Origin of the sequence: Anaerococcus nagyae, from assembly GCF_017874535.1 — a bacterium.
Taxonomy (GTDB): Bacteria; Bacillota; Clostridia; order Tissierellales; family Peptoniphilaceae; genus Anaerococcus; species Anaerococcus nagyae.
Window position 1 is genome coordinate 367,555 of the sequence record NZ_JAGGLS010000001.1, and the last position, 12,821, is coordinate 380,375.

At 30.4% G+C, this 12,821-nt stretch carries 8 protein-coding genes, 1 pseudogene and 1 other annotated feature; of the genes and pseudogenes, 2 read left to right on the forward strand and 7 right to left on the reverse strand.

The window, feature by feature from the left end:
- Positions 1 to 124 precede the first annotated feature (124 nt).
- Positions 125 to 2,047, reverse strand: a complete 1,923-nt coding sequence (thrS, locus tag J2Z39_RS01825; RefSeq protein WP_209813493.1) for a threonine--tRNA ligase — start codon at positions 2,045 to 2,047, stop codon at positions 125 to 127.
- A 57-nt stretch (positions 2,048 to 2,104) separates the two neighbouring features.
- Positions 2,105 to 2,292 (reverse strand) — a binding site (T-box leader).
- 194 nt (positions 2,293 to 2,486) lie between these two features.
- Between thrS and J2Z39_RS01830 the strand changes: the two genes are divergently transcribed.
- Positions 2,487 to 4,148 (forward strand): FAD-dependent oxidoreductase, encoded by a 1,662-nt coding sequence (locus J2Z39_RS01830; protein ID WP_117520446.1) that lies wholly within the window; start codon positions 2,487 to 2,489, stop codon positions 4,146 to 4,148.
- Positions 4,149 to 4,370: 222 nt separating this feature from the next.
- Here J2Z39_RS01830 and J2Z39_RS01835 read toward each other — a convergent pair whose 3' ends face one another.
- From J2Z39_RS01835 to J2Z39_RS01860, 6 genes are read right to left on the reverse strand one after another with little or no spacing between them, the layout of a single operon-like run.
- Positions 4,371 to 5,297 (reverse strand): AraC family transcriptional regulator, encoded by a 927-nt coding sequence (locus tag J2Z39_RS01835; RefSeq protein ID WP_209813495.1) that lies wholly within the window; start codon positions 5,295 to 5,297, stop codon positions 4,371 to 4,373.
- Complete coding sequence (locus tag J2Z39_RS01840) at positions 5,287 to 6,693, reverse strand: ATP-binding cassette domain-containing protein (protein WP_209813497.1); 1,407 nt, start codon at positions 6,691 to 6,693, stop codon at positions 5,287 to 5,289. Before J2Z39_RS01840 ends, J2Z39_RS01835 begins: the two co-directional genes overlap by 11 nt.
- Positions 6,680 to 7,381, reverse strand: a complete 702-nt coding sequence (locus tag J2Z39_RS01845; protein ID WP_115595735.1) for an energy-coupling factor transporter transmembrane component T — start codon at positions 7,379 to 7,381, stop codon at positions 6,680 to 6,682. Before J2Z39_RS01845 ends, J2Z39_RS01840 begins: the two co-directional genes overlap by 14 nt.
- The gene (locus J2Z39_RS01850; protein ID WP_115595736.1) at positions 7,382 to 7,963 is read right to left on the reverse strand and encodes an MptD family putative ECF transporter S component; all 582 of its coding nucleotides are present in this window, start codon (positions 7,961 to 7,963) and stop codon (positions 7,382 to 7,384) included.
- Positions 7,964 to 7,979: 16 nt separating this feature from the next.
- Entirely contained in the window at positions 7,980 to 9,701 is a 1,722-nt protein-coding gene (locus tag J2Z39_RS01855) for an ABC transporter ATP-binding protein (RefSeq protein WP_209813499.1), read from the reverse strand.
- Entirely contained in the window at positions 9,701 to 11,446 is a 1,746-nt protein-coding gene (locus J2Z39_RS01860) for an ABC transporter ATP-binding protein (RefSeq protein ID WP_209813502.1), read from the reverse strand. Before J2Z39_RS01860 ends, J2Z39_RS01855 begins: the two co-directional genes overlap by 1 nt.
- Positions 11,447 to 12,059: 613 nt before the next feature.
- Between J2Z39_RS01860 and J2Z39_RS01865 the strand changes: the two are divergent.
- Positions 12,060 to 12,609, forward strand: a pseudogene (locus tag J2Z39_RS01865) (transposase); the annotation flags it as partial.
- Between the last annotated feature and the right edge of the window lie 212 nt (positions 12,610 to 12,821).

Sequence of the window (12,821 nt, forward strand, 5' to 3'; positions counted from 1 at the left end):
AATAATTATACATTATATTTAAGCTTATACAGTAAACCCGACTTGCAAATTTATGTCAATAGTGGCTAGGTAAAGTAAAAAAGCCTAGGAATGTTTTCCCAGACTTTTTTGCATAATTTTTTGCTTAGAAAGCAGGATTTACTGATTTGCTATCTCTTTCTTCACTTAATTTTTCGATTAAGTTTTCTAATGAAATTTCTGGTGTTTCTTCACCATCTCTGTTTCTAACTGTAAGTAGTTTTGATTCTTCTTCTTTTTCCCCTACTACTAGCATGTAATTTGCACGCATTAGTTGGGCTTGTCTGATTTTATAGCCTACTCCCTCGCTTCTTTTATCTACAGATACTCTAAAGCCAGCTTCTTTAATTTGTTTTTCTAAACCTTCTGCTGTATCTAGGAATTTATCTGATACTGGGATGATTACTACTTGTTCTGGGTTAATCCATAGTGGGAATCTACCTGCAAAGTGTTCTGTAAGTACACCTATAAATCTTTCTACTGATCCTAGTAGAGCTCTGTGTAGCATAACTGGTCTTTGTTTTTCGCCATGTTCATCGATGTATGTTAAATCAAAGTTTTGTGGTAATTGGAAGTCTAGTTGGATAGTACCACATTGCCATGTTCTTTTAGCTGCATCTTCTAAGTGGAAGTCGATTTTTGGACCGTAAAATGCACCATCACCTGGGTTTAACTCATAATCTATACCACGTTCTTCGAGGGCAGCTTTAAGTTGTTCTTCTGCAAAATCCCAATCTGCGAGTTCTCCCATATAGTCATCTGGCCTTGTTGATAATTCTAATGAATATTTAAATCCAAATGTTGAATAAAGAAGGTCAGCTAGGTCTATCATTCTATAAACTTCGTCTTTGATTTGGCTAGGTAAGCAATATACATGGGCATCATCTTGAGTAAATGTTCTTACTCTGAAAAGTCCATGAAGAGTTCCTGAAAGTTCGTGTCTATGAACTTGTCCAAATTCTGCAAGTCTAATTGGTAGGTCTCTATAAGAATGTTGGTTTGATGCGTATGTCAATACTGAACCTGGACAGTTCATTGGCTTAATAGCATAGTCCTCCTCATCAATTTTTGTAAAATACATATTTTCTTTATAGTGGTCCCAGTGACCTGACCTATGCCATAGTTCTTCATTCATAATAAGTGGAGTTTTGATTTCTCCATATCCACGTTCTTCTAATACATCTCTCCACCAGTCTAACAATTCATTCATCAAGATCATTCCATTTGGATGGAAGAATGGAAATCCTGGTCCTTCTTCATGGAATGAGAATAAATCCATTTCACGACCTATTTTTCTGTGATCACGACGTTCGATTTCTTTTTGTAATTCTTCCCATTCTTCAAGTTGTTTTGCCTTTTCAAAAGAAATACCATAGATTCTTTGAAGCATTTGACGATCGGAATCACCTCTCCAGTAAGCACCAGCTATAGTTTTAAGTTTAACCGCTTTAATTTTTTTAGTAGATTCTAAGTGTGGACCACGGCATAAATCTGTAAATACATCTCCCATCTTGTATAAGGTAATTAGTTCATCTTCAGCAAGATCATTTATAAGTTCTACCTTGTAGTCTTGGCTTTCTTCTTTAAACATCTTTAAAGCTTCATCTCGGCTAACTTCTAGCCTTACCATTTTCTTATCATCTTTAGCTATTTCTAGCATTTTTTCTTCTATCTTTTCTAAATCTTCTGGGACAAATCTATGGTCTGTTTCCATATCATAGTAAAAGCCATCGCCAATAGCAGGCCCTATCGCAAACTTTGTATCTGGCCATAGTTGCTTGATTGCTGCTGCCATTACATGGCTTGTTGTATGCCAAAAGATTTCCTTTCCTTCTGGATCATCAAATTTTACTACTCTAAAATCACAATCTTCTGTTAATGGTTCAATATAGCCCATTACTTTGCCATTTACTACAGCACCTACTGCTTGTCTATATAAGCCATTTGAAATATCTTTTGTTACATCTCGAACTAATATTCCTTCTATATATTCTTTTACAGAATTATCAGGTAATGTTACTTTAATCATTTTTTCTCCTTTTCTGGCAAATCCCAAACAAAAAACCGTCCTCTATCGACTAGTCGATAAAAGGACGGATTATTCCCGTGGTTCCACCTAAATTTGTGCTCATTAAGGTCTTAACGCGACCTAACGTTTTAATTTCTTAAAAAAACTCAAGGGTGGTTTTCGTTAATTACTAGACCAAGACTTCTCAGCTACTGTCTTTCTCTGTAGGTATTTGCAATTACTACTGTCCCTATCATAGTTAATATTCTAATCTTAGTTTACCTTCAAAATTAGTTTTTGCAAGTTACATAATTCTAACGAATAGAATATTTACTTTTGCTAGGATGTTTATAAAGGCCCCTCATCTTTTCATGACTTTTAATATATAAGTAAACTAGGTAAATAGGGTAAATATGTTATAGTAATTAAGTTAAATAAGTGAAATTATAAGGATAAATTTATGAAAGTAGTAATAGTTGGAGCTGTTGCTGGTGGAGCTACTTGTGGAGCAGCCCTTAGACGATTAGATGAGAACATTGAGATCGTAATGTTTGAGAAAGATAGGGATATGAGTTTTGGCAATTGTGAGTTGCCTTATTATCTATCCTACGAAATCAAAGATAGCTCACTTTTAGTGCATAGAAATAGTGATATATTTAAGAAAAATTATAATATTGATGCATATAACTATCATGAAGTTATAGATATAAATAGAAAAGAAAAATATGTAAAAGTTTTAGATAAACGATGCGGTAAAGAATTTAACGAGTCATATGATTACTTAGTGCTAGCTCCTGGTGCTAGTCCTAACTTACCAGAATCCATAAAGGGAACTAACAAGTCCCATGTATTTTCTATAAAAAATGTCGTAGACGTAGAAAACATAAGAGCTTATTGTGAGAAAAATCATCCAAAGGAAATTTTTGTTGCAGGAGGAGGATTCATAGCAATAGAAGCTGCTCATGCCCTAAATAAACTTTCTAATACACACGTAACCATGTTCATCAGGGGAAAAATTTTAGGGGTAGTAGATGATGAACTAAAAGCTTTTATAGAAGAAAATATTATAGACAATAATGTAGATATAGTTCATGAAAAAGAACTTATCGAAATAAATGATAAAGAAGTGATTTTTGCATCTGGCAAAAAAGTCCCAGCAGATCTTGTGATCCTAGCTTTAGGTATGAACGCAAATAATAAATTAGCCAAAGATGCTAACCTATCCATTACAGATAAGGGGTCAATTGTAACTAACGACTTTTATCAGACTGATGATCCAAATATCTATGCCATAGGCGATGCAATTGATATAACAAATTTCATAACTGGCGAAAAGCAAAATCTAAAACTAGCATGGCCTGCTCATAGGCAAGCAAAGTTTGTTGCAAAGCATATATTAGGGTTAGATGATAAAGCCTTAAAATACATAGGCACTTTCTCAATCAAATCATTTGATTTAAATATTTCAGTAACAGGACTTGGCGAAAATATCCTGAAAAAAGAAAACTATGCTTACGATACAACTCTCATATCACACTCAGATATAGTAAGTATAATGCCCGATTCAAAAATGATATATATGAAGCTTCTCTTTGATAAAGAAACAGGCAAGATTTATGGAGCTCAAGCTCTTGGTAAAGGAATAGTTGATAAGAGAATAGATGTAATAGCTACTCTTATAAAAATGGGAGGAACAATCTATGACCTATACGATTTAGAGTTAGGCTATCAGCCATACTATTCCACTACAGAAGATGCTAACAACGTAATAGCTAGCCAAGCAATTAATATAAAAGAAAACAGGCTAAAACATGTTAGATTGTCTGAGCTTAAAAATATTAAAGACGAATATGATATATACGATATCAGAAACGAAGTTTACTTTAATGAGTGTCATATAAAAGACGCTAAGTTACTTGATAGTAAGAATCTAAAAGAAAAAGTCAGTCAACTCCCAAAAGATAGAAAAATATTATTTTATGATGAAACGGGAACCCAAGTATCCAAACTTATAAAAATGATGGATAACTTAGGTTTTGATAATATATATATGCTAGATGGCGGCATGCTTTTCCTTAGAAAATATAATGATTACTTGAAGCTAGATTTAATTACAGATTAAGCCACCATTCATAAAAAATGAGCTGTTGCAGGAGATGAATAAATCGTCCCAAAATCATTAGAATAACTTCTACGGAAACGTTGTTTCCACGAGTCAGCAGGCTATGCAAAAAATTTACTAAAGAAATTTATTAAGAGAACCTTCTAATGATGGGATGATAATTATTCATAGTTTTGCAACAGCACCTTTTTATAAAAATCATTTTTTTACTATTACTTTAAATTATTTCCTATTTAAATTTCTATATTTACTAGGACAAAGTCCAGTATATTTTTTAAAAGATCTTGTAAAATTTGATGGATCCGTATAGCCTAATACGTTTGAAATCTGAATTATATCATTGTCTGTATTTATTAAAAACTCTTGAGCTTTAATCATCCTAAGATTATTTAGATATTTCATAGGGGTATGTTGATACTTTCTAATAAATTTGGTATTTAAATTTGTCTTTGAGATACTAAATTTATCACATATTAAATCCAGATTAATATTTGCCGATAAATTCTCTCTAAAATATTTTTCTATCAAAATGATTTTATCATCCTCGCTTTGTTGATAATACTTAAGCCTATTATCATACACTTTCCCCTTGGAAATTAAATATATTAACTCTAAAGTTTTTAATGAAATTAATAGCTTATCTTCTTCTTTTAGTGATAATATAAGTTCATCAGCTGTATTCAACGCTTTTGGGCTAGATAAAATACATCCTATATCTCTTACATTTTTATAAGAATCTAAAAAATTATTAATGATATCATAATAGAAAATACTTTCATCTAAGTTATTAGGGGTTATCACTATATTAAAAGCAGTCGTTCTATCTCTATTAGTGTATGATTGTTTAGAGTTAGGAATATACTTACCTATAAATAACTGTCTATTAATCAACACTTTAGAATTATTTATATAAGTAAAATAATTACCCTCATATGAATAAGCTATCCTATAGCCATAATTTCCATTTTCAAATGAATTTTCAGCCATATATTTTTCTTTAAAATCTATATATATTATATAAACTCCTGGAAATATTAAATATCCTCTCATTTTATTCTCCGAACAAATTATAGATTTATAATCAAAAATTTCTTTATCTTCTGTAGGATAAGCCCTAAATCCCCAGCTTTCTATACCCTTAACATTCATCTATAAACTCCACAACATTTTCATTAGCTATCTTTATAAATTCATAATCATGGGTTACAATTATTACTACTTTTCCCATCTCTTTCATTTCTTTAATTATTTCAATTATTTTTTTCATATTTGTCATACAAAGACCAGATGTAGGTTCATCTAAGATAACAATTTTCTTTGGACTTGCATATGCTAAAGCTAGGGCAAGTCTTTGTTTTTGTCCACCAGATAAGCTTTGAGGATGTATATTTTTCTTATCTATTAAGCCAAGTTTAGAAAGACTTTCATCTTTTATTTTTTCATCCTCTGTAACTATTGAAATCTCTTTATATACGCTCTCTGTAAAAAGCTGATAGTTTACATCTTGCATTACAAGGGATATATAATCTCCACTTGACTTAATTTTCTGACCTTTATAGTAAACTAAAGACTTTTGCCTCTTATTTAGCTTACACAAATTCCTAATAAAGGATGTTTTTCCTATGCCATTTTTACCAATTATAAAATATATCCCAGGATCAAAAGAAATATTAAAGTCAAATAAAACTCGCTTACTATTTTTATATTTGCAATAAAAATTAATACATTTTAATGCATGATTATGATCATATGACTTATCATCTAAAGACTTTCTAGTCCATTTTTCATTTTTTATTTCATTAATCCCTATTTCATCTAATCTTCTTAGATTATAAGTCTTTATCAAATCATTATTTACTTCTTCTTTATCATATTCTATAAGATTATTTTCTTTAATTATACAAAGCTTATCTAGTATATTTTTTAAATAATAAAGTCTATGCTCAGCGATAATTATAATCTTACCCATATATTTTAAGATTTTAATAACATTTGCTAGCTTTTCAATTGCTTTTTTATCAAGAGAGGCTGAGGGTTCATCAAATACATATATATCATTATCTAAAACTGCTACAGAAGTAATTGCCACTAATTGTTTCTGTCCACCTGATAATTTTAATAAGTCCTTATCAAGAAGTTTTTCTGTACCTAATATATTGCTATATCTATCAATAGTTTGAAATATTTCATCTCTTTCTATATTTCTATTTTCCAAAGCAAAAGCTATCTCATCAAGAGAATTTACTGCATAAAATTGATTTTTAGGATTTTGAAATACCGTAGATATAAACTTACTTCTATCTGCTATGGTCATATCTACTAGATTCTTACCATCTAATTCAATTTTCCCACTCAATTTTGCCTTATCAATCTCAGGAATTATTCCATTGATAGCTTTAATAATCGATGACTTACCAGAGCCGGATTCCCCAGTTATTACATTCACAGAGCCTTTTTCAAAATTTATATTGACATTTTCTAATATCTTATAACTTTTTTTGTCAACATCTTCATAGTCTAATCCAAAATCTTTAAATTCTAGCATACTTTCCCCTTATAAATAAAATTATTAAAAGCAAGGAAAATACTAAAAAGACATAATCAAAAAATTTAAGTCTAGTATTTGAAATGCTAGAACGTTCACATCCTACTTTCATCCCTCTTGTCATTGCAGATATTGATACATTATCAGCTGTTTGTGAGGTTATCATTAGCAAGGGAACAAATTTATATTCCAAAATCCTAGCTGGATCTTTAAAGAAATTTTTAGCCGTCAATCCATGCATATAGATAGCCTCATTTATTTTTTGATAGTCCTCTTTTATGGAATAAAAAAATCTAAACATAACTGAAATAGGTATTATTATATAATCAGGAAACTTTATTTTTTTTAGAGCATAGACTAGATCACTCATAGTAGTAGTGCTGATTGTATAATAACCCATCATAAAGCCTGGTAGAACGCTCATAGTAATTCCACAATACAAGTTTAATATCATAGTCCGTATATTTTGAGGAAGTATTAATAAGTATTTATTTCCTACAATGGCGAGAGTATTTACTACTACTCCCTTTATAAGCATTGACCATCTTTTATCTACCAAGGCAAAAATATAAGGTAAGAAGCACAAGAACATTCCTAAATAATAATAGTTATGTACTAGGCTCCCTTCAATTACAACAACTCCTACTACTATAGTTAAAAGTAGTTTTGTTCTAAAATCAAGCTTCATCTATGCCATTCCTGCTTTTATAAAGTGTTTTTTAAGTATTTTTATTCCTAGCGTACAACCTAAATAAGCACCTAATACACCAAGAGCAACAATTGGAACAAATGACCAAGTAGGCATTACTGACATTAACTTTTCTACAAAGTCTGCTTTATAACCTTGGCTTATCAAATTCTCTTTATAAGAATCTCTAGCTATATATAAAGGTAATAGATTAGCAGCAGAAAATAATGAAAAAAACATATAAGTTAACCTTGCATATTTTATGCTTTTGTAATTACCTTTTTTCATTATAAATTCTGAAACTAAAGCAATAAGAACAATGAGTGGAAAAGCAAGAGAGCCATGACCACTTAAAGAAAATACCAAGCCAAAAATAATGCCCATTATCAAAATCATACCAAATTTATCTATTTTAGTTGAATAGAGCATAAAAATAGGTCCTGATAACAAACAACAAGCAAAAGGGACAAGAGGCATGAGCACAGGTATAAAACCTATCATGCCAGCAACCCATACTGCCATAACGACTAAAAGAGAAAATACTCCTGCATTTACTAAATCTCGTACATTAAATTTATTCACTTATAAAAAACTTCCATCAGTATACAAACTCCTCAGAAAGCCTTGAGCTTTCTATCATTTTTGCGTAAGTTTTACTATTGTCCAAAAGATATTCATGAGTTCCTAAAGCTTCGATTTTCCCCTCATTCATAACTATAATTTGATCTACATTTTGAATTGACTTCATTCTATGAGATATAAGCACTACTGTCTTATTTTTTGTTAGTTCATTTAAAGACTCTTGGATATACTTTTCATTTTCTACATCTAAAGAAGCTGCTATTTCGTCTAATAAAATTATTTCTGCATTTTTTAAAAATGCCCTAGCTATTGAAATTCTCTGTCTCTCTCCTCCAGATAAGTTTGACCCATTTTCTCCAATTAGAGTTTTATATCCCATTGGAAGTTTGTTTACAAACTCGTCGCAATTGGCAAGCCTTGCAGCTTTCAAAACTTCATCGTCACTTGCGGATAAATCTCCAAGCCTTATATTATCCATGACACTTCCATTAAATAATATTACATCCTGAAATACCATGGATATATGGCTAAATAAATCCTTAGTATCTATGGCATTAATTTCTTTGCCATCTATAGTTATCTTGCCTTTATCATAATCATAAAGTCTTGATAAAAGTCGAAGTAAGGTCGTCTTTCCACAACCAGATGGGCCTACCAAGGCACTTACTTTATCCTGCTTACTTTTAAAGGAAACATTATCTATTACTTTCTTGCTATCTTTGTAAGAAAACTCGAGATTTTCACAAGTAATATCAAAAGATTTTAAATCACTTCTGTGACCCTTTTGCATATTTGCCGATTCAATAGCTTTGATTTTTTCAACTGGTGAATCTATATACATAAATTCTCCATAGAATGTTGTAAATTGATCTACTCCATCTATTAGCCTTGCCGCAGCAAATAAGTAGCCGGAAAAGTATAAAATATTTATATTTCCTTCATTAAGTTCTTTTAAGCCAAAATACATGACAAAACCTAAGGCAAATTTTGCCACTATTTGTGAAAGTATTACTGGTATAACTTGAGATATTTCAGTAGCAATATGGTTTTTCTCAAGCTTATTTACAAAGTTAATTGCTTCTTTTTCTTTGCTTTCGCTTAAATTATAAGCTTTGATTTCTGTAGATGCGTCTATAAGCTCTTGAAAAATCCTAGCAGATTCTCTTTGATCTTTATAATATTTACCTGTAGCTTTTTTTTGCTTGTTTTTAGATAAAAATGTCAATAATACACTTGCTAAAATTGGAATAATTATAGCCAAGGCTAGTCTAACATTTCCTATTAATAACAAAATTGAAACGATGCAAAAACTAATTATAAAACCATAAAAACCTGGGATAGAATGACTTAGACAGTGTTCTATAGTTTCTACATCCTTCATTATAGTTTGGGATAAATCTGTAAGATCGTGGCTAGCATAAAATGATAGGGGCAAATCTTTTAATTTTTCAGCAAGACTAATCCTTAAATTTGCACTTTCTTTATATGTCTCGTTATAGGTTGTCTTATAATCCTTATCAAGTACCAAGGCCATTATAAAAGCTATAATAATATAGGATATTATAGTAGCTTTAAGCGAAAAGTCCCCAAGACCCAACAAACCCTGGATTGTATACATTAGCAAAAATATAGGCAACATAAAAGATAGGTTTTTAAGGGTGGAATAAAAAATAGCTATCGACGTTCCCTTTGCACCCTCATCTGTTAGGGCAAATCTATTTTTTAAATAATCTTTCATTAGCTTATCCTCCATTGGTTGGCTTCATCATACAAATCTACAAATTGTTTGTACCTAGCCTCCTTTTCCATCAAATAATCGTGGCTTCCACGCTCAATTATATTTCCGTCTTCAACTACTAATATCTCATCAACTCCACGAATAGATGACAGTCTATGAGCAATCATAATAACTGTTTTGCCTTCCATTAGACTTTTGAAGGCTTGTTGAAGTTCATATTCATTTTCTGGATCTGCTGCAGCTGATGCTTCATCTAAAATAATGACCTTAGGGTCTTTTAGAAATATCCTTGCTATAGATACTCTTTGTATCTCTCCACCTGATAAATTGACCCCGCTTGATCCAATTATAGAATCATAACCATCCTCAAACCTATCTATGAATTGATCGCATTTTGCAAGTTTTAAAGCATCATAAACTTCCTTTTCAGATGCATCTTTTTTGGCAAGTTTTACATTTTCAAAAATTGAAATTCCTTGAAATAGTTTTGGATTTTGGTAAACCATGCCAATATTATCCATTAAAGTTTCTCTTCTATAAGAATAAATATTCTTATTGCCAATTAAAATTTCTCCAGAATCTATAGGATATAAAGAAGAAATAAGTTTTGCAATAGTTGATTTGCCACCTCCAGATGGTCCTACTAGGGCATAAACTTTACCCTGGTCTAATTTAAAAGATAAATTGTCTATAACCTTAGTCTTTTTGTCATAAGAAAAACTTACATTTTTAAATTCTATAGAATAATTTTCTATAAATTCATCATTACCATAAGTAATCGCATTATCTTTCATCTCGTCAAATAAACTCTCAAGATTGTCAACTGCTGTATTGGCCTCTACATTGTACAAACCTACATACATTATCTTCATCAAATCCGAGAAAAATAAACCCATAAACAATGTAAAAAACAAAATTTTGGCAGACCAAAGATAAGGATCTGCTCCATTTTTTACCATGTAAATGGCAATAAATATAGGCGTGATGATAAATATGTTTAATACCCACTGAAAGCTTACAAAAGGCAACCTACAAGACATAGAATATTCATAAACCATATCTCTATAGTCGTTAATAGTCCTATATAGCTTTTTAAAGCCTATGAGTGGAGCATTAAAAATCTTTACAACTGGCAATCCTCTGACATACTCAACAGCCTGTCCATTAAGTTCATCAGATTTTTTCATATAAGCTATAGTAAAATCTTTTTCACCAGACATTTTGTAAAGTAAAAACATAGATATTAACACAATTATCACAAAAAATATGCCTAGATAAAGATCTATATTAAAAACCAAGATTAGTAATAGTATTGGTGTAATAATTGCCGCTGTATGGTCAGGTATTAAATGAGCCACACTCATATGAGTTTGCTCGACATTGTTGTCTATAATTTTTCTAACTTCTCCTGACTGATGAGTATCAAAAAAAGTATTTGAAGCATTCACTAAATTCTTAATTCCTTTTTCTCTAAGCCTCGTTTCTAAACTAAAAGCTGCTAAATGACTCATCCAAGTTCCAATTATATATAAAACCGCTTGACCTATAAATAAAAGTAAAACAATCGATACACTAGATTTTATATTTAAAGAGTTTCTTTGTGTAAAAACATTAAAAAGTATCTGCCAAATTAAATAATAAGCATAAAACTGTATAAAACATCCAAATGCCGTGAAAATTAGAGACAATATTCCATTAATCTTTTTTTCTGGCATATAGGAAAATAATTTTTTGTATAATTTCAAATTAATTCCTCTCTTTCATTTAAATATAAGCTTACATTCAACATTGATAACCATTATCATGATATATCAAATTCTTTCTTTTGTACATGTCAAAAATAACTTTCTATTCAAAAATATTAATAAACTTAAAGCTTTCTTTGTTAGATTAAAATAGTTTCAATAGCTAGAATATCACCCTACTTAGTCAGTCAAATCTATAAATTAATTCATTACAGTATTCAATATAAAATTCTAATGTATAACTTAGAAGGCTTTGATTAGGCAAATTTATCACTAAATCTTCTTTTAAAAATATCCTCATAACTTTCCCCATATTTTAGATTCTCAATTAACTCTTTCTAGAAGAGTCTCGTTATATATCTGCTGTAAAATATACTATAAACTAATTAAGAAAAAATAAAATACTTGCCATTTTTTAACTAATATATTAAATTCTATTAGCGTTATACTATTATCAAATATTGTGATAGAAATATAGAAAGGATAATATAATATGGAAAATCAATTAAAAGATGCTGTAATTGTAGCCTATGGACGTTCCGTAGTAGGTAAGTCTGGAAAAAAAGATGTCTTTAGAGATGTACATAAAGTAGACTTTGTGTTAAAGGGAGTATTAGAAAAAGTCTACCCTATGGTATTCCTAGCCGCTATACATTACCAGGTAAGAGAAAACAACATAGTAGTCAAAAAAGCAGTATATCCAAAAGCAGAAATTCAAAAATACATAATCCATCAAATAAGGAATTCAACAAAATATGTATCCTACAAAGATATAAAAGAATTAATGAAAGACTTAAAAGCAGTATACAAAGCATCAACAGAAGAATTAGCTCTAACAAATCTAGGCATCTTTGAAGAAAAATGGGATAAAAAATATCCGATGTGTGTAAGCTCTTGGAAAAACAACTGTACAGAACTATCCACATATTTCAAATATCCAGAAGGGATAAGAAAACTAGTATATACTACAAATGCCATGGAAAACTTCAATAGACAACTAAGAAAAGTTACTAAAAACAAGACCATATTTCCAAGTGACTATTCTCTACAAAAAAGTTTGTATCTAGCAATGGTAGATGCCTCAAAGTAAATGGACGAGCAGAATACGCGACTGGGATCAAATCTTATCACAATTATCAATATTTTTTGAAGTGAGGTTTTAAATAAGTAAAAAATCAAGTGTGAAATTTGCTGTAAACTTTCATGAAATTTGACAGTTTATTAAAGTTATTTAAAATTAAGACAAGCTCTATTCCTATAGGAATGGACATATATTGATACATAAAAAATGTATCAACCCTTACCCTTACTCAGGATTTAGGTTGATACACAAAATTATTTACATATCCATAAAATACCGGAACTAGTATAACTA

Excerpts from the sequence above, each read along its gene's own strand:
- thrS (WP_209813493.1), bottom strand. The coding sequence starts at position 2,047 with ATGATTAAAGTAACATTACCTGATAATTCTGTAAAAGAATATATAGAA.
- J2Z39_RS01830 (WP_117520446.1), top strand. The coding sequence starts at position 2,487 with ATGAAAGTAGTAATAGTTGGAGCTGTTGCTGGTGGAGCTACTTGTGGA.
- J2Z39_RS01835 (WP_209813495.1), bottom strand. The coding sequence starts at position 5,297 with ATGAATGTTAAGGGTATAGAAAGCTGGGGATTTAGGGCTTATCCTACA.
- J2Z39_RS01840 (WP_209813497.1), bottom strand. The coding sequence starts at position 6,693 with ATGCTAGAATTTAAAGATTTTGGATTAGACTATGAAGATGTTGACAAA.
- J2Z39_RS01845 (WP_115595735.1), bottom strand. The coding sequence starts at position 7,381 with ATGAAGCTTGATTTTAGAACAAAACTACTTTTAACTATAGTAGTAGGA.
- J2Z39_RS01855 (WP_209813499.1), bottom strand. The coding sequence starts at position 9,701 with ATGAAAGATTATTTAAAAAATAGATTTGCCCTAACAGATGAGGGTGCA.